The sequence below is a fragment of the Rothia sp. 27098_8_27 genome, from assembly GCF_041432805.1.
GTDB classification, from domain to species: Bacteria; Actinomycetota; Actinomycetes; order Actinomycetales; family Micrococcaceae; genus Rothia; species Rothia mucilaginosa.
In genome coordinates, this window is sequence record NZ_JAPWAJ010000001.1 from 191,771 (window position 1) to 216,021 (window position 24,251).

The window sequence follows — 24,251 nt, forward strand, 5'->3', positions numbered from 1 at the left end:
TGAGGGCAGTTTTTGCCCCGGGTTGGGCGTTGAGCTACGCGGGTTTGCAGGTGCGCTGTGCGCAGAGGCGAGGAGGTGAGAGGTATGTCGAAGGTGCCTCATCTGCTGAAGGGTAGTGCGCTGTCTGATGGTGAGCAGCAACGGCTGGCTGAGTATGCTTCTGCGCATCCGAAGAGTACCCTGCACCGCAAGGGCCAGCACCATGATGCGGCGGTGCTGCTGGTTCACGGTATCGGCTACCAGAATCACGGCGAGACGCTCGCGTATTTTGGCAAGCCGGTGGCGCATAGTGTGCAGACTCTGCTGGCGCTGAACACGGATTCTGTCGCGCTCTCCGAAGGGAACCCCACCGCGGAGGCTTCTGCGCGGGTTCGTGTTGAGGTGATTCCTGACGGTGATACCCTCCCGCCTGCCGCTGAGGTGAACCCGCTGAGCCACCACAGCGAGTTGACGTATTCGTTGACGATTGAGCGCACGGAGTACCCTGCCGACCCTGCCAACCCGGTTGAGGAAAGCCCGCAGGAAGAACCCGCCGAAGCCTCCGAGCCCAAAGAATCTATAAGAATCAGTCTGCCGAAAGTTGAACTTCCGAAGGTTGAGCTGCCTAAAGTGGAGCTCCCTAAGATTGAGCTGCCGAAAATTGAGCTTCCCAAGGTAGAGCTCCCGAACATTGATTTCCCGAACATCGAGCTACCTAATCTTGAGCTTCCGCGCCTGCCTCAGCCGAAGCCGCGCCCGGTTCGCACAATCACACGCCGCAGCCTCCTTTTTCAGGAGGGCTTCTGGCGGCCCAGACATTACCGCCCGTTGAAGGAGCATTTGCCCTGGTTGGTGTCGGTTTTGCCGCTGTTTTTGATGTTCTGCTTCTACTATGAGCGCCCCGGCGTGACCTGGCGTGAGCGTGCCGGGCACCTGTTGCGTTCTACTGCTCGATTCGTGAACGTAGCGCTGTGGCTGGTGCTGGCGGCTATGGCGCTCATGACGTTCCGTGATGCTTTTGTGGCGTCCCTGGGCACTCCGCAGGGTGCATTTACGGGTCTGGCGGCGGCGCTCGGCCTGGGTATTGTGGGCTGGGTTTTGGCTCGTCGTGCCCGTGAGCTGTGGGCGCTGGTGAAGGCTATTCCGACGCAGTTGATTCAGACGGCGACCAGCCCGGAGTCGCGCGATTTGGAGCGTATTTATGCGCGTCTGGATCGTCAGCTGGACGATTTGAGTTCCCGTAGCGATGCGGTGGGCATTATTGCCCATTCGCAGGGCGGGTATTTGAGCTATGAGCTTCTGCGTCGTCGTGCGGCGGCGGGTAAGAAGCCGATTCGTTTCTTCTACGGCCTGGGTAGTGGCGTGGTCCCGATTGGCATTATCGCTAGTGACCGTAACGACACTCCGGGGCACCTGGATGCTGCGGGCGGCTACCGTAACCGCGCCATGCTTCTGTGGGTGAGCGCGGTCGCGGCGTTCTCGTGGCTGGTGGAGGCGTCCCTGCTGTTTGGTCCGTACCGTTCGCTGCTGCACTATACGATGCTGGTGCCCCTAGCGTTGAGCGTGGTACCCCTGGTTGCGAGCGTGCCGGGTGCCTTCAAGGGTAGGGCGCGTATTGGCCGCAAGAGCGCCCGGGAAAGCGCCTCCGCAGATACCTCCGCAACTACCTCGGTAAACACCCCGGAGGATGTGCGTCTGGTCAACCCGTACGGCACGCGCGCCTACGTGAAGTGGCTGATTCCGTTGCTCTTCGTGCACGGCGTTTTCATGCTGTACGCGGTGTTCATGCTGCTGCTGGCTCAGTTGCGTGTTGAGGGCGCGGTCCCTGAGCTGACCGCCGCCTCCGTGGCGTTTTGGGGCGCGCTGATTCTGGTGCTCATGATGTCGGTGCGTAGCGCCTGCCACCTGTATGTGCGCGCCTACGCGCCGATGCTGCAGGATCTTGATGTGGCTGACCGGTGCGAGATTTCCGCTCGTGGTGACAGTATTGGCAGGTCGAATATTACTCAGCCCGCCGATGTAGACGTCAGCTTTGTGACCCTGCCGGGCCCGTCGGTGAATAGTCACATGCAGTATTTTGATGCGTGCTCGCCGGTGCCGTTGATGCTTGCGCACCGCCTGGTGCCGCACATGATGCCGGAGGGCGAGCAGACGCAGAAGGCGGCGGCTTTCACCGATATTGGTACGGAACTGAACCGCGGTTTTGCGCGCGTGAAGAAGCTGATGCGCACCATGCATTACGGGCTGTATGCGGTGCTTCTGCTGATGCTGTCGGTGCTGCTGAATGTGGCGTCGCCGGTGAGCCTGTCCGCGTTGACTGGGCTCGATACCTCGCGCCTGCATTCGGAGGGATTCGACCGTCTGGTGGCGGATGCTCAGCAGCTGCGCGAGCAGGCGGGTTCTTCGGATATGCTGCTGTGGATTCTGGTCGGCATTTTTGTGGTGGAGGCGCTGCTGATGATGGTGCTTTCGCCGTGGACTCAGAGGCGTTTGCAGCGTGCGTTCATGATGCGTAAGGTGGACCGCACGGGTCAGCTGAGCGAGTTCAATCCTTTGCCGATGGTGACGGCTCTTCTGGGTCTTGATGGTGAGGAGGACGATGACGAAGATGAAGCCGTGGCGAGCGCAGGGGAGAAGGGCGCGTCGCAAACTTATGCAGTCCAGACCAGTACAGCACAGGCGAACGGGATATAGATTAGTCTCGCTCGGCGTGGGTGCACATCCGCCATTTTATGCACCTTTGTGCATTTAGTGGTTGATGGTAGCTCTAGGTGCTCCTAATTAGCGTAGTCTCCGTATCCACGGTAATATATTCAGCACTGCGGATACTATTTCGGCGCTTGTCGAGGTGGTATTGGCGGTATCTATCACTCAATTTCGCGCACGCTTCACAACCGTGCGCACCAACGAAAGATGAATACTGGTGACTCAGACTATGATCGCCCCCGCATACGAACCTGCATGCGGCGGGTCTGCTTCTGTACACAATTACGGCGTCATGCACCCGGACCCCGTGTTGCTTTCCGATATGACCAGCGCAGAACGAGGAGCTGTTTACCGCTACTTGGCGCGCTTCGCTGAGCTGGATGACGCAAAGATTTTCTACGCGTACGGTCACGCTTACGAGCTGGCTCGTAAGGACGCTGAACGTGGTCTCTACGCAACTATGGCGTAGCCTGCATAATTAGCTTTGGAAATGCTGCTGCACTCCTCGTGAGTGCGGCAGCATTTCTGCTTTTCGGGCTGGCTTTCGGGTGGGTTTTAGCTCGGTGGTGAACTCGGCGGTCGCATGCCGCTATGATGCCCCTGATTTCTTCCTGACAACCGGGAACGTGTCCACTATGGGGGCGTTCCCTGATGGTTCTTGAACATTGATTAGCTCTTGGGTAGTTTAGAGATATCACAACCACTACTGCGAAGAGACTTCCGATGATCTCCGTAGGTTCTTTTCGCGGTGTTGCCTCCGGTAGCGTCTGCATTGTTGCGGCGCTCCACTAAGAAACGCCCTAAGGAAAGGTACTCACCGATGAGTTTCACCAATATCACCTCTAATTACGAGCCCGAGTTCGGCAATTCGGCACCGAGCCGCGACAACGGCATTACTCACCCTGACCCTGTACTGCTGTCCTCGATGACGAAGGCTCAGCGTGGCGCGGTGTGCCGCTACCTGGCTCGTTTTGCTGAGCTGGATGACGCGAAGATTTTCTACGCGTACGGTCATGCGGATGAGCTGGCTGCGAAGGAAGCGGCTCGTACTGGTAGCTTTGCTACGGTCTAAGGATTTCTGCTCCGGTGTGATGCGGTGATGCTACACCTTCCGGATGCGCCCTCAGGGTGCCCGAGCTCTGCGAGGGCGGGTTCCCTGCGTCGGCGCGGAGGAAGTGTGTAGCGAACCGCCGCCGTTAACCTTTGCCGCAAGCTGCCCTTGCGAATCGCCGCTGTAAGCCACATATGCTACCCGGCGACCACGAATTGAATACGAGAATGCCGCCGCACCCTCCCGAGTTTCGGAGGAGTGCGGCGGCATTTCCTTTTTCGCTGTAGAGGTGAGGCTGATGTTTTGGCTTTGAGCGTGCGCCGACAAGGCTTTATGCCAGTGTTTGCTTCACATTATTTATATAATGGGTGAGGCTGGCCGCAGGAGGCCAGTGCCATTGTATGACGACGTACGTACATCTAGTTTCAAGGAGGAAGACTATGACAGAAGAGTTGTCACAGGATTCATCAAGGCCCCAGGAGACATCGAAAGATTCCGGTGTTAGTTCTGAAGGGCAATTGTTTAACCCGACAGCGGAAAATACTGCAGCGCAGAACAAGCAAACATCTCAGGCGCCAACCATCCAAAACAATCAGAATAATAAAAAATATGACTTAGGCGTCCTTTTCGTGCACGGAATTGGTAAACAGAAGCCTGGTGACACATTCGAGACAATGTTTTGGCCAATTAAAAATAAGTTAGAAGAAATTCTTGCCCAGAATCTGCCTAATAGTTCAACTCGTATTATTAAAGGGTATTATAAAGCAACAAAACGAAATTGCTTGAAAACTAATACTTCTCTAGTTGGATTAGATGTAGAATTGCAAAATTTGGATAACTATAAGAATATCGCTTTTCGTGAATCCCATTGGCATGAAAAAAATATAAATAATCAGGATATGAGTTTCTGTGAGATTATTAAGGAGGTTATTGATATAGCTCAAGCGGCTTTAAGGATATTCCTCTTAAAAATTTTACAACCAAGAGTATCCACCATAGCTTTTATATTATTTGTGGGTTTTATGTATGTTTCCTTTAGGTCAAGTTATTTTCGAGATTTTATGGGTGAGAATGAAGTAAACTGGGCAGTTGTTGGTGGAATACTTTGTTTTCTGGGCTTGATTTTGATTTGTCTTTTGGTTATAAAATTACCTGATATTGGATCCCTGGTGGGGCAGGTGCAGAGTAGTAGATTGGGGCATTTGTCGAAGTATGCCAATACGGTTTCAAATGATATTCGTTCGCTTATAAATGAAAGCACCGATATATTAATTGTGTCTCATTCAATGGGTGGGTATTTGGCACATAAAGCCGTATCTCAAATGAGTGGCTTTAATGGAAAAATCTATTTTGTAGGCATGGGTAGTGGATTGGGTCCTATGTCAATCATTGAGAAACCTACGAATTGCGGCAGAGGAAATTCTTGTCCCGGCTTTATACGGAGATTTAAAATTGATATTTTGGTTTATTTGACTTTATTCTCACTGCTATCTATAGAGTTAGTGACACTGTGGTTTAATCTTTCCCTATTTTTTTCGTGTAGGTGGGACAATGGGTTCATTTTTATTACGCGTGGACTATCCGGAACCCCTATTTTAATGTGTATATTTATTAATATCGCTATAATTCTTTTGATATATCTTGTTGTATATACGTTCTTGAATAGTGGATTCAAGCTTGGGTACCTAGGTGAAGAAACCCATTATGAATTTTATTATCCAGCAGACCTTGTTGGAAATACCTCTAGATTTGTTTATTCAAGAGATATAAATGACGCTAGAGTTGGAGGTATTCTGGGTCTATCTGTAGTAGATAACATATTTAAGAGAGTCATTTTTGCGCACGACATGGGATACTATATGAAAAATAATACTGTTATTGATTCTTCTTCTTGTCTGGTGGGCTTAGGTGCTAGAATTCAGAATTTTAGTTTGCGAGATATTGAAAAGAATCTCAATAAAAATCGTCGCAAGGATCAACTGCTTTGGATATGGCTTATATTCCTTGGAATTTATGGATTCCAGGTGCTTATGGATACATATAAAGAATATGATGCTCCTTTTCCTTTTTACGCTGTAATTTATACAGGGCCAATGTTTGTGTTTCTTGAATATGTTTCATATTTTATTTTAGGATTTGCTGTCAAAACGCTTATACACCTCTATTGTTTGAAAGTTGACCTCAACTCCAGGTTGTACCGGGCTATTTCATTTTTTGCTGTAGACTTTTCAACGATTATATTGATGGCACCATTGTTGTTTATTAATATTTATGGGCGACCTGGATTTTTGTCAAAACTTGCGTTAATTATGGGTGTAATAGTTGTTTTGATTTTAATTGCAAAACTGATTAAATTTATTAAGAGTTTTATGAGATAATTTACGAATCGATAGAGTGGTGTTAGAAGTATATTGCTTTTCCTTTCGCTTGAGCTGATTGGATATTTATATGCTTGTAGAGATATAGACTTAGACACTTTATCTGGAACCTGTATACGGTCTTTCAGGAAAGGGACAGCGAACCGCTACCGTAAGCCGCATACCCCTACCGGCAACCACAAACTAAATATGAGAAAGCCGCCGCACCCTCCCGAATTTCGGGGGAGCGTGGCGGCATTTCTTTGCCCAACGCAGGCTCTAGAGCCCGCGCACGACCTCCAGCAGTTTGAGTGCCGAATTGCGCCAGGAGTAGCGGCGCACATCCGACAGGCCGTCAATAATCACGCGCTCGCGAACGGCGGTGTCCTCCAGCGAGCGGATAGCCTTCACCCAGTCGGCGGCATGCGCCTCCGGGGCACCGTCAACCGGCGCGAACACGGCGTGCGGCGCAATCTCACGGAAAATCGGGATGTCACTAATCACCGCGGGGCAACCGGCAGCCTGAGCCTCAACCACGGGCAGTCCGTAACCCTCCTCGCGGGAGGCGGTCACCAGGGCGTGCGCCTGGCGGAGCAGCTGCTGGTACTCCTCGTCGCTCACGCCGTTATGCACCTCCACGTTCTCACCGATGAGGCGCTCGTCGGTGAGCTGCACCAGACGCTGCGGCGGCATCTTCGACAGCAGGTGCAGGCGGTAATCCGGCAGGGAACGCATCGCCAGCAGCAGGGTTTCTACGTTCTTGTACGGCATGAACGAACCCATGTACACCAGGTGCTTGACGGGCTGCTCTTCGCGCGTGGTGGCGCGTTCCAGCGCGGTCTGGCGCGAGACGACGCTGCCGGGCTGCGGGGCGTTGGGCACCACGAACAGCGGCTTGGTGGTCAGCTCGTGCTCACGAATTAGCGAGGCGGTCGACTCAGAAACCGTCACGACCGCGTCGCCGTGGTTGAGCAGGAAGCGCTGCGGGGTGTAGGTCTTGTGGAAGAGCCTCCAGCCCACGCGCACCGGTGCGGGCAGGAACCCGGGAGGGGTCGGGTGTGAGTAGTAGATCAGGTCGTGCAGGGTGAGGACCAGCTTGAACTTGCGTCCGGTGGAGCCGATGGTCTGCATGGGGGAGAACACCACGTCCGGCGCGTACTTGTTCAGCTGCAACGCGGCGGTCGGCTCGAGCGGGCCGGTGGGCGAGCAGATCTTCACGTGCGGCAAATCCGGCAGCATCTCCAGCTGACGCTCGTCGCTAATGATCATGGTCAGGTCGAGGTCGGCGGCGGCTTCGTCACCGGTATCGATGAGGGTTTTGAGCGCGCCCAGCAGGGACGCAGTGTAGCGGCTGATGCCGTCGTGGAAGCCGATACGGGTGTATCGGGCGTCAACCATGAGTTTCATGTTGGTTCCTTACTTCTCGTTCCCTGAGTGGCCGGCGGCAAAATCGGCGATGAGTTCCGCGGCCAGGTGCGGGGTTTCGTAGTGGATGAGGTGCCCGACTTCAGGGATCATGTCCAGGCGCTCGCGGGCGCCGGACGAAGACGCGGGTAGATTGCGGGAATCAGGCAGGTCGCGGGAGGTCAGCGTCGCGTACATGGCGCGAGCTGTTTCGGGGGTACCCAGGTCGTCGTCTTCGGCGACGAGCATCTGCACCGGCACTCGGATTGCGGCGGCGTATTCGGCGGCGGTGTGCGTAATGGACGCTTCATAGGCGCTGAGCACTCCGCGGCGGGAGCCGAAGGAGCCGAAGTAGGCGGCGTGCTGGCCGTTGATGAAGCGGCGCATTGCCTTGTCTTTGGTGCGCATCATGACTTCGCTGGAGGCGCGGGTAATCAGCTGCGAACGCAGCAGCGGGTAGCCAATTTTTTCGGGGAGTGCCGCGCCGGCACGGTAGTAGAGGGAAGCGAGGCGGGAGGCGACGCGCTGGCTGCCTTCGAGGGCGGGTTCGCTAATCGGGTTGATAAGCGAGAGGAGCGCGAGCGAGTTCGGGTGTGCGGCGGCGAAGGCGCTGGTGACGATGGAGCCGAAGGAGTGGCCGACCAGGTGCAGCGGTAGGGGCTGTGCATCCTCGCGGGCGGGGTTGGTGTGCTCCACAAAGTTGTTCAGCCACGCCACGTACGCATTGATGTTGTCTTCGCCCTGAGCGTCTTTGCCCTGAGTATTTTCGGGCAGGTCTGCGGAGCGGCCAAAGCCGGGCAGGTCGGGGCTGATGATGCTGACGTTCGGGATGAGCTTCAGCAGGTAGTTCGCGATGATTTCCAGGCCGTGGTGGTCGCCGCGAAAGCCGTGCACGAGCAGCACGGGGTAGGAGCCTTCGGGGAAGGTGCCGCCGTTCATGCCTTTGCCGTACTGCCAGTAGCGGGTCATGACCGCCTGCGCGCCCTCATCGATGAGGGCGTCGTGGCGGGTGCCGGGAATGAGCGGGCCGGGCACACCCTCAAGAACTGAGGTGTTGGGGGAGTCCGGGGTAACGGTGGAGGTCATGGGTACCTTTCGCGGGTTGGGTACTGGGACGGCTAAGTCCCGTTCTTAATTCTAGGGGAGAAGCCTGAAAGGGCTCTGAAACTTGCGTCCCGCATCGTCAGCTGGGCGGGTGGTCGGGCGGGCGGTGCCGTCCATTTGGTAGTCGAGGCGGCCTCAACTCTGGCTCGGTGCGGGTTTCGCGTTACACTTGGAGGGTTAAGTTTTTATCAACCTGTCTTTATTTAAGGAATCGCTGTGTCTGCTCAGGTAGAGACCGAACGCAACGAAAATGCGTACGACTTCCGCGCTATGGAAGCCAAGTGGCGCCCCTACTGGGACGAAACGAAGGTTTTCCAGCCCACCGGTGACGCCCCCAAGGGCCGCAAGTATGTGCTGGATATGTTCCCGTACCCCTCCGGTGACCTTCACATGGGTCACGCGGAGGCATTCGCTATTGGTGACATGAACGCCCGCTACTTCAAGCAGTGCGGCTACGATGTTCTGCACCCGATTGGCTGGGACTCCTTCGGCCTGCCCGCTGAGAACGCAGCCATTAAGAACGACACTCACCCCAAGGAGTGGACGTACAAGAACATTGAGACTCAGGCTGAGTCCTTCAAGCGTTACGCTATTGCCGCTGACTGGAGCCGCCGCCTGCACACTTCGGACCCCGAGTACTACAAGTGGACTCAGTGGCTGTTCGAGCAGTTCTACAAGAAGGGCCTGGCGTACCGTAAGGACTCCATGGTCAACTGGTGCCCCAAGGACCAGACCGTGCTCGCTAACGAGCAGGTTGTCAATGGTGCGTGTGAGCGTTGCGGTACTACCGTGACTAAGAAGTCGCTGAACCAGTGGTACTTCAAGATCACTGATTACGCACAGCAGCTGCTGGACGACATGGAGCAGCTGGAGGGCAAGTGGCCCGACCGTGTTCTGCTCATGCAGCGCAACTGGATTGGTCGTTCCGAGGGCGCTGAGGTGCGCTTCGAGATTGAGGCGACCGAGGACCAGGCTGCTGAGTCCTTCACCGTGTTCACCACCCGCCCGGACACCCTGTACGGAGCAACCTTCATCGTGGTTGCTGCGGATGCGGCGTTCGCCGAGCAGATTGTGGCACCCGAGCACAAGGCTGCCCTGGAGCAGTACCGCGAAGACATTAAGGCACTGAGCGATATTGACCGCCAGTCCTCCGACCGCGAGAAGACCGGCGTGTTCACCGGCCGCTACGCGATTAACCCGCTGACCGGCGCGAAGCTGCCCGTCTGGGCTTCTGACTACGTGCTCGCTGACTACGGTACCGGCGCGATTATGGCTGTGCCCGCGCACGACCAGCGTGACCTTGAGTTCGCCCTGAAGTTCGACCTGCCCATCGTGAAGGTCCTGGACGTTGAGGGTGCTGAGGACCCGGCTACCAGCGGTGTTGCCGCAGCTGGTGACGGCGTGCTCATCAATTCCGGTGAGCTGACCGGCCTGCCGAAGGCTGAGGCGCTCACTAAGGCTATTGAGCTGGTTGAGGCTGCCGGCACCGGTGAGGGTAAGGTCATTTACCGTCTGCGTGACTGGCTGCTGTCCCGCCAGCGTTTCTGGGGCACCCCCATCCCCGTGATTCACTGTGAGGATTGTGGCGAGGTTCTGGTGCCTGAGGATCAGCTGCCGGTGTTGCTGCCCGATAACCTGCGCGGTGAGCAGCTGGCTCCTAAGGGCCAGTCGCCTCTTGCAGCTGCCGATGACTGGGCTGTTGTGCCTTGCCCCGAGTGTGGCAAGCAGGCTCGCCGTGACTCGGACACCATGGACACCTTCGTGGATTCCTCCTGGTACTTCCTGCGTTACGTTTCCCCGAACTTCGATGAGGGCCCCTTCGACCCGCAGGCTATGAGCGAGTGGGGTGCCGTCGACATGTACGTTGGCGGTGTGGAGCACGCTATTCTGCACCTGCTGTACGCACGCTTCTTCACCAAGGTTGTTCGCGACCTGGGTCTGATTAAGCACGATGAGCCGTTCAAGGCGCTCATGAACCAGGGTCAGGTGCTCAACGGCGGTAAGGCTATGTCCAAGTCGCTGGGTAACGGCGTGAACCTGGGTGAGCAGCTCGACAAGTTCGGTGTGGACGCTATCCGCACCACCATGATTTTTGCGTCCCCGCCCGAGGATGACGTGGACTGGGCGGATGTTTCCCCGGCTGGTTCGCAGAAGTTCCTGGCTCGCGCATGGCGTGTGGCCCAGGACGTCACCAGCGAACCCGGCGTTGATGCAACCGCCGGTGACCTGGAGCTGCAGAAGCTGATTGCACGCACCGTGCACGAGGTTCAGGGCCTGCTGGATAACGGCAAGTTCAACGTGGTTGTTGCTAAGACCATGGAGCTTGTGAACGCTACCCGTAAGGCTATTGACTCCGGTGCTGGCGCGGCTGACCCGGCTGTCCGTAAGGCTGCTGAGACCATCGCGATTCTGCTGTCTCTGTACGCACCGTACACCGCTGAGGATATGTGGCACGCTCTCGGTCACGACACCCCGGTTCTGACCGCGGGCTTCCCCGAGGTTGACCCGGCTCTGCTGGTGGATGACACCGTCACCGCTATCGTGCAGATTAAGGGCAAGGTCAAGGCTCGCCTGGAGGTTGCGAAGGACATCTCCGAGCAGGAGCTTCAGGAGCTGGCTCTGGCGGATGCCGCTGTTCAGCGTTCGATTGGTGACGCCGAGATCCGCAAGGTGATCGTGCGTGCGCCTAAGCTCGTGAACATCGTGATCTAAGCTTCTTAGATAAAGAAGTTTCTTAGATAAAGTACAAGCCCCGCTGTGGCTTCGGTTCGTTTCATGGAACGTGCCGGAGGCGCGGCGGGGCTTTGCTGTACTGCAGTAGTGATGAGTGCCATAATGTTCAGGGAACGCTAGGAGAGGGTTCGTCATCGAATCATGCACTGACGAACCGGAAGAAGGGTCGGAATATGGAGCGAGAAAATAACGCAGAGAACCGCATTGCCGTGGTAACCGATAGCGCCGCCGCCCTCGACCCGGAGCTCGTGCAGCGCCTGAGCGCTCGCGGTAATTTTATGCTGGTTCCGATGCCGGTGACCATTCGCACGCCCGGTGAGCCGGATCGTCAGCTGCAGGATTTGACCGCCGCCGAGGTGGATGAGGCGATTATGCTTGCGCACGTGATGGGTCAGACGGTGAGCACTTCCGGGCCCGCACCGGGCGTGTTTGCTGATGTGTATGACGAGCTGGAGTCGCGAGGTTTTACGCATGTGGTGTCTGTGCATCTGTCCGGTGAGCTCTCGGGCACGGTGGAGGCGGCACGCACAGGTGCCCGCCTGAGCCGCCTGGGTTCTACGGGCGTGACCGTGGTGGATAGCCGCACGGTCGCCGGTGCCTACGGTCATGCGGTGGTGCGCGCCTTGGAGGTGCTGAACTCTGCATCCGCAGGCGCGAGTGTTGAATGTCCGAGTCCCGCGCAGCTGGTGGACTACATTCAGTCCGTCTGCGAGCAGTCCACGCTCTACTTCTATATCCCGACCCTGGATGCGTTGCGCCGCGGTGGCCGTGTTTCCCCGGCGTTGGCGATGGTGGGTCAGATGTTCCAGATTAAGCCGATTGGCACGATTACCGAGGGCAAGCTGGCGTATGTGGAGCGCCCCCGCACTGCGGCGCGCGCGCTGGAGCGCCTGGTGGAGGTGACCGTGCAGACCTGCCGTGAGCATCAGCATGCGGCTGCGCTCAGCTCTGCTTCAGTGGGCTCTACCGCCGCCGACCCCGCTAGTTCTTTGCTTGCCGCATCCCCGCGCGGTGAGGTGGTTGCGGTGCATCATGTGGGCAATGCGGCGCAGGCGGTGCAGCTGTATGAGCAGGTTCAGCAGATGCTGGGGGAGAGCTCCCTAGTTCATGACGCTGCCGCTTCTTCGGCGCCGGAATTTTTGGTGAGCGCGCTACCGCCGGTGCTGTCGGCTCATTCGGGCTTGGGTGCTGTGGCGCTGGTTGTTTATTAGGACTGTGTACTAGCTGCCTTTCCGGCGTGCCCGTGTTGAGCCTGTGCTGTGTGCTCGTGCTGTGTGTCCGCGGATGTGCTCATGCGGTGTTCCTGCGCGGTGTTCCCGTATGATGCGCCGCGGGCGACACGAAACACGACACGAAAACTGTGTGCCGGGAGCGTATTTAACCCGTTTTGAGGCTGTGGTGTGTCTTACGTTGGGCTCGTCTGTTTTCGCGTGAGAAATTGCACTGCGTGCGAGCGCATGGGGCGTCATTGAAACCCATTCGCAGGTGAAAGGGTATTTTTTACCCTCAGATTTTGCCTTGATATGGCGCGGTTTTTAGTAAATGTGCGTTTCATGTGTGTTTATGTTGCCGTGACCGTATCGCAACATTTTCTAAGCATGAACACAACGCAAACCAACAGAAAACAACGGGTTTTTGCCGGTTTTTATGGCGCAACTCACAAAAATTTCTCGATATAACACACCAAAACACACACAAACTAGGGTAGGATTATTACCAACAACGGCGGAACGCACCGGGCAACATAGAGCACGGACAAATCCGACTAAACCAGAGCCCACAAGGCATCGGATTTGTACCCCGCCACCAACGCACTGACAAGGAGATACTCCAGTGACTGTACGCGTAGCAATCAACGGCTTCGGCCGCATCGGCCGCACCTTCTTCCGCGCAGCTCAGACCGAGGGCGTCGGCTTCGAGATCGTCGCAATCAACGACCTCACCGATGTTGAGACCCTGGCACACCTGCTCAAGTACGACTCCATCATGGGTCGCTTCAACGCAGAGGTTGAGGTCAAGGAAGGCGCGCTGGTTGTTGACGGCAAGGAAATCAAGATCCTCGCTGAGCGTGACCCCCAGAACCTCCCCTGGAAGGACCTGGGCGTTGACGTAGTCCTCGAGTCCACCGGTTTCTTCACCGACGGTACCAAGGCAAAGGCACACATCGAGGCTGGCGCTAAGAAGGTTATCCTCTCCGCTCCCGGTAAGAACATCGACGGCACCTTCGTCATGGGCGTGAACGACGACCAGTACGATGCAGCTAACCACCACATCGTCTCCAACGCATCCTGCACCACCAACTGCCTCGCTCCGATGGCTAAGGTCCTGAACGACGCATTCGGCATCAAGCAGGGTCTGATGACCACCATCCACGCATACACCGCTGACCAGCGTCTGCAGGATGCTCCCCACCGCGACCTGCGCCGTGCACGCGCAGCAGCTGTGAACATGGTCCCCACCTCCACCGGTGCAGCAGCAGCTGTTGGCCTGGTTCTGCCCGAGCTGAAGGGTAAGCTGGACGGCTTCGCAGTCCGCGTTCCCACCATCACCGGCTCCATCACCGACCTGACCTTCACCGCTGAGCGCGAGGTCACCGTTGAGGAAGTCAACGCAGCAGTCAAGGCAGCAGCTGAGGGCCCCATGAAGGGCATCATCAAGTACAACGAGGATCCCATCGTGTCCAAGGACATCGAGGGTGAGCCCATCTCCACCGTCTTCGACGCACCGCTGACCAAGGTCATCGGCGACCAGGTGAAGGTTATCGCTTGGTACGACAACGAGTACGGCTACGTTGCACGCCTCGTGATGTTCACCAACAAGGTTGTGGCATCCCTCTAAGCCCCAATAGGCTTACGACGCTCACTGAGTGTAAGCGTCACCCCGCGTAACTAACGCATAGTGAACCCCGGCACCACCGCATCAAGCGGGGGAGTCGGGGTTTGCTGTACCAAGGCTCTGTGTAAAGGGTCTTAATAAAACCCCAAAATGTATAAACATACTATTTTCCGTCGCCCTTTTTGGGTCAAAAATACCGTAAGAAAATAGCTGATAGAGAGTGCGAATATCCGCGATATTCTGCGGAAAAACACCATATAAAAGCTATTTACTAGGCTGTCAATCACCCTAATGTTCGGTATGATGGAAACGGTATATAAACCCACCTATCCAGGAGGAATTCCTATGGCTAAGGCACTGTCCGAACTGCTCGAAGAAGGCGTCGCAGGCCGCCACGTTCTCGTCCGTTCCGACCTGAACGTACCCCTGAAGGACGGCGTTGTCACCGACGACGGCCGCGTCCGCGCATCCCTGCCCGTCATTGAGAAGCTTGCCAAGGCTGGCGCACGCGTTATCGTGACCGCGCACCTGGGCCGCCCCAAGGGCAAGGTTGACCCCCAGTACTCCATCGCACCGGCAGCTGCACGCCTGGCTGAGCTGGCATCCGTGCCCGTGAAGGTTGCAACCGACCTGGTAGGCGAGGACGCAAAGGCTAAGGCAGCAGCCCTGGCTGACGGCGAAGTTCTGGTCGTTGAGAACGTCCGCTACGACGCACGCGAGACCTCCAAGGACGACGCAGAGCGCGGCGAATTCGCTGACGAGCTGGTCGCACTGACCGGTGAGAACGGCGCATACGTGAACGACGCATTCGGTGCAGTTCACCGCAAGCACGCTTCCGTCTACGACGTTGCTAAGCGCCTGCCCGCATACCTGGGTGACCTGGTGAAGAAGGAAGTTGACGTTCTGGCTAAGACCCTGAACGACCCCGAGCGTCCCTTCGTTGTGGTCATGGGTGGCGCTAAGGTTTCCGATAAGCTCGCCGTGATTGACAACCTGATCGGTAAGGCTGACACCATCCTCATTGGTGGTGGTATGGGCTACACCTTCGCATACGCACAGGGCTACGAGGTTGGCCAGTCTCTGCTGGAGAAGGACCAGGTCGAGAACGTTCTGCGTTACCTGAAGGAAGCTCCCGAGAAGGGCACCGAGATCATCACCGCAGTTGACGTTGTTTGGTCTGACGCATTCTCCGCTGACGCTAACACCGAGATCCGCCCCATTGAGGATCTGACCGGCGGCAAGCTGGGTGCAGAGGCTGAGGGTCTGGACATTGGCCCCAAGACCCGCGAAATCTTCGCTGAGAAGATTAAGGCTGCAAAGACCATCTTCTGGAACGGCCCCGTTGGCGTGTTCGAGATTGCTCCCTTCGCTGAGGGTACCCGCGCGGTGGCACAGGCTATCGTCGACTCTGATGCATTCTCCATCATTGGTGGTGGCGACTCCGCATCTGCAGTTCGTAACCTGGGCTTCAAGGATGAGCAGTTCGGCCACATCTCCACCGGTGGCGGCGCTTCCCTCGAGTACATTGAGGGTAAGACCCTGCCCGGCCTGGAGGCACTGGGCGCCTAATCTGGGTGCACAGATTTAGTACACGGTTTTAGTGTAAGGAACCCCCGCTGGGGCGGTATTTCGGTACCGTTCCGGTGGGGGTTTCTGCATGCCCGCTCATGCCCGGCTTACCCTATGCGGGGGGGGGCTGTTTCCTGGCTATATGCTGTGGGTTCCCTGGGTGTGCGGCTTGTACCGGGGAGGGTTGGAGGCGGCTTTACTAGACTGGAAATGTACAGGTTCCCGGTGCTCACCGGGCGGTACCCATACGGTTACTGCGGGGGAGTGAAACAGGGAGCGCACGCACCTCCACAGGCAAACAAATACAGACAAGCGAATACAGGCGGGCGAAGACGCCCAGGTGCTGAACCCAGCCGCCCGAGCAGTCCAGGACCACCTCGGCAGCTCGTGAAAACGGCAACTAGTGAACATCGAATCAACATCGAATCCAAGGAGGCAAAGAATGACCGTCAACGCTCAAATGCTCTTTGACGAAAAAGACTACACCGGAACATACCCGTATGTAGCCGATGGCGTGATTGGGCCCTACACACCCGCAAACCGGGACCACCCCGCCTACTCGGCACCCGCCCCGGGCGTGAGGTACACGCCGAATACTTACAAGGTGTCAAACCTGCGCCCCTACCTGGGCTACTACTACGCCTGCCAAAACTACATGATTCTCGCCTCGGAACCGGCAGTTCTGCGGATCGACAATATCAGCGAAGAAATGTTCTTCCCCGCCATTCAGGACCTCTACGAAGAGGGTAAAGGCTGGGTCATCACGCCTGCCTCTAAGGTTCTGACCATGAACCTTCTGGAGGGGCAGCCGCGCCTCATCGACGAGACGCTAAAAATTGTGGAATGGAACGTGCGGTTCGATATTCTTCCCGAAGTTCAGGTGTACCGCAAAGACACAAACCAGGTGTACCCCATCACCGATTTTGATACGCGCGGCCTGATCCGAGACGGTGCAATACACGGGACTCTGCGCACACAATTCACGAATGAGTGGAGGCCCGTCCAATTCATCCCAGAAAATAGTTTGAGCTAGGGGAGGGGAGAGCAACATGACGAATAACTTTGGTGGACCCGGATACGGCGGACCCGGATACAACGAGCAACGAGCGCTCATGAGGTCTATGATTTCTCGCGCCAAGTTTATACGAGCTGGCGTGTTCGCCGGTGCCGCCCTCGTCGCGATAGGTTTTGGCTGGGGCACTAAACTGTTCAACGGGACAGGCTTGGAGTCCCAGGCCGATAAGAAGCGTGACCAGGAATTTGTGCGCCTGGAACCCACGGAGAAGTACGATGAGCTCCACAGCTTGGGGCCTTCCTCCGGGCCGCTGGTCTACACGGCATTCGAACGTAAGGGGCGCTTCATTCCTGCCACCGAGGCGCAGGCAGCGCAGAACGTGCCGTACCCTATTCAGCAGCCCGGAATGGATAACTACGACCGCGCCGGCTTGTACGCATTCTTGGCGTACTTCTTTGCGTCGATGAATTACTTCTACCACACGGGCGACACGGAGCCTCTTTCTAAGGTTACAGACCCCGAAAAGGTGCTGCACCCCGAAATTCTTCGCCTGTACAGGGAGAAGCGCGGGTGGGTTACTTCGGCTGATAAGAATGTGCTGAGCGCCAATGTTGCTGATGATCTTATCGCGGGTGAAAAGGCTAAAAATACGAGCCGAAAAATCCTGGTGAGCACCCTGTACACGACTAAGGCTAAGGACCTTGCGTTTTACGTTAAGGAGACGGGGGAGAAGCAGGATATCCGCAAATATTTGAAGTATCTGGGGCGTTTCTCGCTGGCTGTGGAGCATCTGCGTGGGCAGTGGGTGATTGTGGTTGACCGCGACGGCTACAGCAACCGCAACACCTACGAGCCGATCTACCCGCAAGGATTCGGGCAGCTGTAGCTTCTCTAGAAACCCCCGCCGGGCAGTACTTTCGGTACTGCGCTGGCGGGGGTTTCTTGCTGGGCTTTCCTGGTGGGCTCTTCGCGGTTGGCTAGGGGAGGTGGGAGCAATGGGGGGGTGGAATCCGTCCTACTGAGTTCGTGTGCAGAACGTGCGTGTGTTACCTTGAGGTGTGGGCGAGGAAGCTCGTTCACCGTCACATCAACTTCAACTTCCGGAAGCTAAATATATGGTTACTTTTCAGGCTTATGCCGTCCCTGTATCTTTTCAAGGTGAGTGCGCTGAGGTTCTCACGATGCGGTTCAAGCATCTAACTCAGACAAGTCAGATGTTGATTCGCTAAAGGTATTTATTCGTTTAATGATCTCATTTGTTGCCTGAACAATGAGTGTTCTTCTTATGTTTATGCATTAGATATTTCAACTCACAACAAATGTAGACGGAATTATCGATATATGGAGACGCCTATTTTGTGTACCGCGATACCGGCGAAGTGAAGTATTTTCGGGATATGTTTCATACTGACCGCCACCCGACTATAAATTTCTACGGCGAGTTTTTGGATGGACGCTGGGTAAGCGTTGACGAAAATCTGCAGGGCGATCTCTTATTGCCCAAGGGTGCTTCTGTTGCCGGATATACGAAATAGATTCATGAATTCAAATTAGCGTTAGGTAATGAGAGATATATTTTAGGAAGGAGAGGAAATGACTGTCGACCCGGAGTGGACTAAAAAATTCTTCAATCAAGAAGACTACAGGGGTGCATACCATCTTGTCGATACTGACATGATTGGAATTTACACCCCGGCAAATCAGCAGCACCCTGCATATTCTGCGCCGCCGCCAGACTACAGCTATACGTTTACTAAATTTCTAACGTCCGCTGATTTGAAATTCTATAATAGCTACTATTATCAATGCCAAAACTATATGCTTTTGGCATCCGATTCGCGCCGCCTCGAATATGCAATGACCGCCGAAGAACTATTCTTTCCCGCCATCCAAGATATCTTTGACGACGGAAAAGGGTGGGTCATCACCCCCAATCAACAAATCTTGACCATGCACATTCTCGAAGCACAACCGCGCATCCATAACGAGGAACAAAAAATTTTCGACTGGAACGTCAAATTCGACATCCTTCCCGAAGCAAAAGTTTTCCGGAAAGATACCGGGCAGCTACAGCCCATCGCCGAATTCGACACGCGCGGACTCCTTCGCGACGGAGCAATCCACGGGACCTTGCGCTCGCGTTTCCTCGATCCCGGATGGGATATTCACTTCATCCCTGAAAAGGAGGTATAACCATGGGACCCCAACGTAAGGAACAGGAGACGAGCATCCAGCAGAACTCCTCCCAGGAAGCTCATCCGGTATCTTCTGGTCAGCTACTTGCTCATCAGTCGGAGCCGCGAAAGCCCCGTTTTTCTCGTCGTACCCTCGCAATAGGGGGCGTGGGAGTCCTCGGCGCTCTCTTCGTTGGTCGACAGGCCGGTATCCTTGCCACCAATGAGGAAAAGCAAGAAGTGCGTCTTCTTAAATGGGATAGGGCACTAATCGCTCTAGAACCTGATGAGAAGTTTGATGCTGGTTACGTAGACCGTGGAAGCGCAGCGGGGTTTATGGTGTACACCGCCTACGAACGCAGCGGAAGGTACGTGCCCGCCACCGAAGAGCGCGCCGCCCAGAATGTACCCTACCCCGTTCTGCAGCCGGGAATGAATGAGTATAACCGCGGTGGTTTCTATATTTTTCAGGCGTACTTTTATGCCGCCCTGAACTATTTCTACTACACCGGAGATACCAAACCGCTCTCTGAAGTGATCAACCCCGAAGAGATCATTTCTCCTGAGCTTCTTCGGCTGTACCGGGAAAACCGCGGCTGGCTTATTGCTAATCAGGACGTGTACCGCCTGCAGGTTACCACCGCCGGTATTAATGACCGCAGTAAGAATGGTCGGCAGATATTGAGATACCAGGCAAGGCGACGTATTCGTGATGAAGCTGTCTTCTATGTGCCCCAAACGGGGGAAAAGCTACCCATCGATAAGTTCTTGAAGACCGGTGAGGAAGAGTACGCTTTCCTCTGTGCTGAGCACCTGCGCGGCCGTTGGGTGCTGGTGGAAGACGATAAGGACGCCACGCCGCTGTACCCTCCGGGATTCTCCCTCGAAGGGCTAGAGGTATAAGGACCCGCCTTCCCGGTAGCCGCACGACATCACCAATAACCACACCAACCACACTAGGAGACATATGGAACAGTCGCCCCAGAACCCCGGCGCACCCGCGCAGGATAGCACCATGCAAGCTAGCACCGTGCAGGGCAACCCCTTGCCGGAGAATACTGCGCAGAGCAATGCTGTACAGGAAAATACCGTGCAGAACAACGCAGCAGAAAGCACCACGGTAGAAGCCACTGCGGCACCTGCCGCAACCGCCCTCCAGAGCCCCGAGCATGACCCTGCTGCAGCTGGTGTCGCCTCCGCAGCTCCCGCCGAGGCGGTAGCACCCGCCCCCGCAGAGCCTAAGCGCATGGGCCTCTACTCGCTTATCTGCCTTCTGGTTGCGGTTCCCCTTGGAGCGTCTATCGGCGGGATACCTCTAATGTGGCTGTACCTGACGTATACGACAGGTCCTAACGCAACCCTGCTGATTATTGCGAGTATCATTATCTGGGTGTGCATCGCCTTCGCCTACTGTGCACTCGTCGCCTGGATTACCGAAGCAATCGCCACTCGCAAGCTACCCTGGGCACAGTCTCTCGGCAAATGCGCACGAGCGATGGCACTCGATACAATCATCATCACCATTATCTTTTTTTGTCTGACTGCATCTCTCATAGGTAGCCGCTACTAACACACCGCAGACAAACACCACCGGCAGAATACCGGCAGGGTAGAGCCCCCTAAGCTCCGCCCTGCCGGTACTTCGTATCCGGGGTTCCGCGCAATCAGCGAACGCGGGGTGAGAATAGTCAAGGCACAGCATAAAACCGCGCCGAACCAGTGAAAATATGCCGCCAACCCTCTAAAATAGAAAAGGAAAATTCCGAACAACAACCCCGCCCGGCATACCGCGCGGGAAAGCTAAGGAGCGAACTATGTCGCGTAAGCCCCTCATCGCAGGCAACTGGAAGATGAACCTCAACCACGCAGAGGCAGTCACCCTCGTCCAGAAGCTCGCATGGACCCTCGACGACGCAAACTTCAACTTCTCCGCAACCGAAGTAGCCGTCTTCCCGCCCTTCACCGACATCCGCTCCGTGCAGACCCTCGTCGAAGGCGACAAGCTGGACATCCTCTACGGCGGCCAGGACCTCTCCGTCCATGACTCCGGCGCATACACCGGCGAAATCTCCGGCGCATTCCTCTCCAAGCTCGGCGCAACCTTCGTGCTCGTCGGCCACTCCGAGCGCCGCACCTACCACCACGAAAGCGACGAGCTGTGCGCAGCAAAGGTCCAGGCAGCATACAAGCACGGCCTGACCCCCATCCTCTGCGTCGGTGAGCCCCTCGAAATCCGCGAAGCAGGCACCCACGTCGAGTACACCCTCGAGCAGCTGCGCGGCTCCATCGCAGGTCTGACCGCAGAGCAGGCAGAAACCCTCGTCATCGCATACGAGCCCGTCTGGGCAATCGGCACCGGTAAGGTTGCAACCGCAGACGACGCTCAGGAAATGTCCGCAGCAATCCGCGCAGAAATCGCTAAGCTCTACTCCGCAGACGTTGCAGAGAAGGTCCGCGTTCTCTACGGCGGCTCCGTCAAGTCCTCCTCCGCACCCTCCATCATGGGCAAGGAAGACGTGGACGGCGTGCTCGTCGGCGGCGCATCCCTGCAGGCTGACGAATTCGCAGCAATCGCACGCTTCGACGCATAAAACCCCGACGCAGCATAGCGTCTCATAGCGTTACAGCGCCCGGCGGGTACCCACCCGACCGGGCGCCGCGCCTTTTAACTTAACCGCGCTTCTTCACGGGTGCACCTCCGTAAGTCCGTGAGCTTCGGCAGCAAAGTGGCGGGGGAGTTGGGCTAAGGGGAGTCCCGCTAACCGGCGATGCGCGGCCGGTGGGCGATACGCCGGGACCCGTTCGCCCCTCGCCGCAAAACCCGCCCGGAACGTGCCCGCCGCACGGTTCACCCCGTACACTTAACGGCATGTTCAGCTTCGGATTCTCCCTCATCATCGCAGGCCTCATCGGCACGATGCTCTTCCTCTACATCCGCAACCGCAGGGTCAGCGCCCCGCGCCTACCCGGCAATGACGGCGGCAACCTCGGCTACGCGGGCGGCGAAGAGTACAGGGAGCCCTCGCCCGAATACCAGTACTTCGAAAGCCGACGGGACGAGTTCCTCGACCGGCTCTACAGCCGCACCTCCTCGCCCGAAATCCCCGTGACCCTCACCCTGCGCGACTGGGTTGACCAGGGCTTCTACGCCGGAGGAGGCGCCTACTGGGCGGCCGCACAGCAGTTCACCTACTACCTCATCGACGGCGGGTACGTGCGCGCCTACGACACTGAGGGCGATGAGCTCACCGCCCAGCGCGTGCTCACCGACCGGCCCGCGGCCCTGCAGCTGACCCCCAGCGAATACCAGCGCCGCAGCAACCGCGCCGCGTAAAAAGCCGCCTCAACGTGACCGAATGGCGGCTGTAGCGTATAGTTAAACCCGTCTGTCTGCACCCCGCAGCCCAGGCACCCCACCAGAAGACAACGAAGGAAGGTCCCCATGGACGTCATCATGAACGTACTCATGGTCATCATCGCCATCACCAGCGTGATCGCAGTAATGCTTGTGCTGCTCAACCGCGGTCAGGGCGGCGGCCTCTCCGACATGTTCGGCGGCGGTATGACCAACTCCCTGAACTCCTCCGGTATGGCGTCTAAGAACCTGATCCGCCTAACCGTCACCGTGATCGTCATCTGGGTTATCGCAGTGGTCCTGTACGGCCTGGCAATGCGCTTCAACGGCCAGATCGTCGTCTAGTCGCCTCTCGCCAGAGCCCACGCCCACCCCACCGAGGGTGAGCCAATAGAGCTTCTCCCCGGCACTTCTCAACCGAGAATGCCGGGGATTTTTTATGCACCAAACGGCAATGACGAAAGCGGTAGCGGGGCGCGAATCTTTACGGCATGATAGGACGTATACACCACATACGAAAGGCAAAGAAGCCATGAGCGCCTACACCCTCGACTACACGTACACCGCCCCGTCAGCCCTCATCGACGGCGCCGACTCCCGCGCGCTCAGCCTCGCTACCAGCGGCGGCAGCACCCCCGAAGGCGCCGCCTCCCACCCGTACTTCTTCTCCGGGTTTCTCGAACGAGCAGACGTCTACGCCACTGCACTACTGGTCGTCGCCAGGGTCGCCCGCACTCGCTTCTACGTGCCGCCCAGCTCCCTCGCCGGAGCCCTACGCGCCGCAGACCCCGTCGTCACCAGCACCGCCGAAGGCCTACGCTTCGAATCCTTCAGCGCCTGCTGCGGAGTGTACGCACGCCTCGACGTTGACTCCAGCGCACTCGACGCCAGCCACAGCGCCGTAGGCGTCACCAACGTAGACGTCAACCCGCCCCTGCGCGCCGCGCTCGCCTCCCTCAGGGCAGGGGAGCCCATCCACCTGAACGTTGGCGACGACGGGCTGCTCACCACCACCCTTGACGGCTCCGTCATGGAAGAAAAAGTGCCGCTGCCCATCCGCTGGCTCAAAGGCTTTGCAGAAACGCAGATGCTCTCATCCCGCATGAGTCCCGTGCACAGCCTGGACGCTGCCGCCGCCCGAACTTTCATCCACTCCCTGCCGCGTAACTCCAGCACCAAGGCGGTCCTGTGGGCAACCCGTGCCGTGCGTTCCCTGCGCCTTGCCACCCGCGCCACCGCCGGATCCGTATGCGTGGCGGGCCCCGAGCGTCTGCGCGTGCTTGAACCGCTCATCCGCCACATTCAGCGTCTGGACGCGTACAGTGAGCCCGTGACCGCCGGTAACGCGCCCGTGCCCAGCGTGTGGGTGGCGCACCTGCCCGGAGCACGCCTGAGCATTGGTTTGAGCCCCGAAAAGTCACGCGGGTTCTCCGGCGAGGGATCTGTGCTGCAGGCGCTGTCTAACCCGAACACCGCCCAGAACGCTGACATGCTCAGCGTGCTGCTCTCCTTCGAGCCGCGCATTAACGTGCCCGTCATGTCTGCTCGCGCCGGCCTGGATGAGGCGGCAACCCGCGACGCCCTCGCCCTGCTGGCTTCCTCCGGCCAGGTTGGTTTTGACGCGCATGCCGGCGAATATTTCCACCGCCCGCTGCCGGTGCATCCGGAGGCGCTGACCGCCATGCACCCGCGCCTGGTCGGCGCGAAAAAGCTTGCCGACTCCGGCGCTATTGAGCGGGTTGGTGTGGGGGAGCACGGCACCGGTGAGTACAGCGTGCGCAGCGGTGAGAACACGTACACCGTGGTGTTGCCCGCCGACCCGTACGCTGTGGAGGGGTACCTCTGCTCCTGCCCCTGGTGGTTGAAGTACCGCGGTACGCGCGGCCCCTGCAAGCACGCGCTGGCGGTTAGCATTCTCTACCGCGAACACGCCGCCGGCTAGGGTAAACGCCCCGACACACCACGCACC

General features: G+C 57.2%; 20 protein-coding genes. 18 read left to right on the plus strand and 2 right to left on the minus strand.

The window, feature by feature from the left end:
- Window positions 1-84: 84 nt before the first annotated feature.
- The 4 genes from O3675_RS00710 (at window position 85) to O3675_RS00725 (ending at window position 6,114) form a co-directional block, all read left to right on the plus strand.
- A complete protein-coding gene (locus O3675_RS00710; RefSeq protein WP_371570299.1) occupies window positions 85-2,673 on the plus strand; it encodes an aconitase in 2,589 nt (862 codons plus the stop codon).
- Window positions 2,674-2,902: 229 nt separating this feature from the next.
- Window positions 2,903-3,154, plus strand: a complete 252-nt coding sequence (locus tag O3675_RS00715; RefSeq protein WP_049327135.1) for a hypothetical protein — start codon at window positions 2,903-2,905, stop codon at window positions 3,152-3,154.
- Window positions 3,155-3,505: 351 nt separating this feature from the next.
- Entirely contained in the window at window positions 3,506-3,757 is a 252-nt protein-coding gene (locus O3675_RS00720) for a hypothetical protein (protein ID WP_049327136.1), read from the plus strand.
- Between the two features lie 419 nt (window positions 3,758-4,176).
- On the plus strand, window positions 4,177-6,114 hold the full coding sequence (locus O3675_RS00725) for a hypothetical protein (protein ID WP_371570302.1): 1,938 nt from the start codon (window positions 4,177-4,179) through the stop codon (window positions 6,112-6,114).
- A 258-nt stretch (window positions 6,115-6,372) separates the two neighbouring features.
- On the opposite strand, the gene O3675_RS00730 is transcribed toward O3675_RS00725, so the two are convergent.
- Window positions 6,373-7,500 carry a glycosyltransferase family 4 protein gene (locus O3675_RS00730; protein ID WP_371570304.1) on the minus strand — a complete coding sequence of 376 codons (1,128 nt, stop codon included), beginning with the start codon at window positions 7,498-7,500 and terminating at the stop codon, window positions 6,373-6,375.
- A 9-nt stretch (window positions 7,501-7,509) separates the two neighbouring features.
- Window positions 7,510-8,583, minus strand: coding sequence for an alpha/beta fold hydrolase (locus O3675_RS00735; protein ID WP_371570306.1), 1,074 nt, complete (start codon window positions 8,581-8,583; stop codon window positions 7,510-7,512).
- A gap of 228 nt (window positions 8,584-8,811) precedes the next feature.
- Here O3675_RS00735 and leuS point away from each other — a divergent pair, with 228 nt between their 5' ends.
- The 14 genes from leuS to O3675_RS00805 all read left to right on the plus strand — a co-directional run bounded on the left by leuS (window position 8,812) and on the right by O3675_RS00805 (window position 24,224).
- Window positions 8,812-11,313 carry a leucine--tRNA ligase gene (leuS, locus tag O3675_RS00740; RefSeq protein ID WP_371570995.1) on the plus strand — a complete coding sequence of 834 codons (2,502 nt, stop codon included), beginning with the start codon at window positions 8,812-8,814 and terminating at the stop codon, window positions 11,311-11,313.
- A gap of 194 nt (window positions 11,314-11,507) precedes the next feature.
- A complete protein-coding gene (locus O3675_RS00745; RefSeq protein WP_371570307.1) occupies window positions 11,508-12,545 on the plus strand; it encodes a DegV family protein in 1,038 nt (345 codons plus the stop codon).
- A gap of 622 nt (window positions 12,546-13,167) precedes the next feature.
- A complete protein-coding gene (gene gap / locus O3675_RS00750; RefSeq protein ID WP_303977663.1) occupies window positions 13,168-14,172 on the plus strand; it encodes a type I glyceraldehyde-3-phosphate dehydrogenase in 1,005 nt (334 codons plus the stop codon).
- Between the two features lie 342 nt (window positions 14,173-14,514).
- On the plus strand, window positions 14,515-15,738 hold the full coding sequence (gene pgk, locus O3675_RS00755; protein WP_005509129.1) for a phosphoglycerate kinase: 1,224 nt from the start codon (window positions 14,515-14,517) through the stop codon (window positions 15,736-15,738).
- 442 nt (window positions 15,739-16,180) lie between these two features.
- Window positions 16,181-16,771 (plus strand): DUF6318 family protein, encoded by a 591-nt coding sequence (locus O3675_RS00760; protein ID WP_371570311.1) that lies wholly within the window; start codon window positions 16,181-16,183, stop codon window positions 16,769-16,771.
- Window positions 16,772-16,787: 16 nt separating this feature from the next.
- Window positions 16,788-17,639: a DUF6318 family protein gene (locus O3675_RS00765; RefSeq protein WP_371570314.1), complete on the plus strand. Its 852-nt coding sequence runs from the start codon at window positions 16,788-16,790 to the stop codon at window positions 17,637-17,639.
- A gap of 472 nt (window positions 17,640-18,111) precedes the next feature.
- Window positions 18,112-18,288, plus strand: a complete 177-nt coding sequence (locus O3675_RS00770) for a hypothetical protein (protein WP_314928262.1) — start codon at window positions 18,112-18,114, stop codon at window positions 18,286-18,288.
- A 58-nt stretch (window positions 18,289-18,346) separates the two neighbouring features.
- On the plus strand, window positions 18,347-18,946 hold the full coding sequence (locus O3675_RS00775) for a DUF6318 family protein (protein ID WP_294640968.1): 600 nt from the start codon (window positions 18,347-18,349) through the stop codon (window positions 18,944-18,946).
- 2 nt (window positions 18,947-18,948) lie between these two features.
- Window positions 18,949-19,830 (plus strand): DUF6318 family protein, encoded by an 882-nt coding sequence (locus O3675_RS00780; protein WP_296548188.1) that lies wholly within the window; start codon window positions 18,949-18,951, stop codon window positions 19,828-19,830.
- 64 nt (window positions 19,831-19,894) lie between these two features.
- The gene (locus tag O3675_RS00785) at window positions 19,895-20,497 is read left to right on the plus strand and encodes a histidyl-tRNA synthetase (protein WP_371570317.1); all 603 of its coding nucleotides are present in this window, start codon (window positions 19,895-19,897) and stop codon (window positions 20,495-20,497) included.
- A gap of 244 nt (window positions 20,498-20,741) precedes the next feature.
- Window positions 20,742-21,518, plus strand: a complete 777-nt coding sequence (tpiA, locus tag O3675_RS00790; protein WP_371570318.1) for a triose-phosphate isomerase — start codon at window positions 20,742-20,744, stop codon at window positions 21,516-21,518.
- A 278-nt stretch (window positions 21,519-21,796) separates the two neighbouring features.
- Entirely contained in the window at window positions 21,797-22,261 is a 465-nt protein-coding gene (locus O3675_RS00795; protein ID WP_049327147.1) for a hypothetical protein, read from the plus strand.
- Between the two features lie 108 nt (window positions 22,262-22,369).
- On the plus strand, window positions 22,370-22,627 hold the full coding sequence (gene secG, locus O3675_RS00800; RefSeq protein WP_005506130.1) for a preprotein translocase subunit SecG: 258 nt from the start codon (window positions 22,370-22,372) through the stop codon (window positions 22,625-22,627).
- A 187-nt stretch (window positions 22,628-22,814) separates the two neighbouring features.
- Window positions 22,815-24,224: an SWIM zinc finger family protein gene (locus tag O3675_RS00805; RefSeq protein ID WP_371570319.1), complete on the plus strand. Its 1,410-nt coding sequence runs from the start codon at window positions 22,815-22,817 to the stop codon at window positions 24,222-24,224.
- The last annotated feature ends 27 nt before the right edge of the window (window positions 24,225-24,251 follow it).

What these genes read in the sequence shown, in the direction of transcription:
- O3675_RS00720 (WP_049327136.1), top strand. Translation starts at nt 3,506, where the DNA reads ATGAGTTTCACCAATATCACCTCTAATTACGAGCCCGAGTTCGGCAAT.
- O3675_RS00805 (WP_371570319.1), top strand. Translation starts at nt 22,815, where the DNA reads ATGAGCGCCTACACCCTCGACTACACGTACACCGCCCCGTCAGCCCTC.
- O3675_RS00775 (WP_294640968.1), top strand. Translation starts at nt 18,347, where the DNA reads ATGACTGTCGACCCGGAGTGGACTAAAAAATTCTTCAATCAAGAAGAC.
- O3675_RS00765 (WP_371570314.1), top strand. Translation starts at nt 16,788, where the DNA reads ATGACGAATAACTTTGGTGGACCCGGATACGGCGGACCCGGATACAAC.
- O3675_RS00760 (WP_371570311.1), top strand. Translation starts at nt 16,181, where the DNA reads ATGACCGTCAACGCTCAAATGCTCTTTGACGAAAAAGACTACACCGGA.
- O3675_RS00780 (WP_296548188.1), top strand. Translation starts at nt 18,949, where the DNA reads ATGGGACCCCAACGTAAGGAACAGGAGACGAGCATCCAGCAGAACTCC.
- O3675_RS00710 (WP_371570299.1), top strand. Translation starts at nt 85, where the DNA reads ATGTCGAAGGTGCCTCATCTGCTGAAGGGTAGTGCGCTGTCTGATGGT.
- O3675_RS00725 (WP_371570302.1), top strand. Translation starts at nt 4,177, where the DNA reads ATGACAGAAGAGTTGTCACAGGATTCATCAAGGCCCCAGGAGACATCG.
- O3675_RS00785 (WP_371570317.1), top strand. Translation starts at nt 19,895, where the DNA reads ATGGAACAGTCGCCCCAGAACCCCGGCGCACCCGCGCAGGATAGCACC.
- O3675_RS00735 (WP_371570306.1), bottom strand. Translation starts at nt 8,583, where the DNA reads ATGACCTCCACCGTTACCCCGGACTCCCCCAACACCTCAGTTCTTGAG.
- pgk (WP_005509129.1), top strand. Translation starts at nt 14,515, where the DNA reads ATGGCTAAGGCACTGTCCGAACTGCTCGAAGAAGGCGTCGCAGGCCGC.
- O3675_RS00730 (WP_371570304.1), bottom strand. Translation starts at nt 7,500, where the DNA reads ATGAAACTCATGGTTGACGCCCGATACACCCGTATCGGCTTCCACGAC.
- tpiA (WP_371570318.1), top strand. Translation starts at nt 20,742, where the DNA reads ATGTCGCGTAAGCCCCTCATCGCAGGCAACTGGAAGATGAACCTCAAC.
- O3675_RS00795 (WP_049327147.1), top strand. Translation starts at nt 21,797, where the DNA reads ATGTTCAGCTTCGGATTCTCCCTCATCATCGCAGGCCTCATCGGCACG.
- O3675_RS00745 (WP_371570307.1), top strand. Translation starts at nt 11,508, where the DNA reads ATGGAGCGAGAAAATAACGCAGAGAACCGCATTGCCGTGGTAACCGAT.
- secG (WP_005506130.1), top strand. Translation starts at nt 22,370, where the DNA reads ATGGACGTCATCATGAACGTACTCATGGTCATCATCGCCATCACCAGC.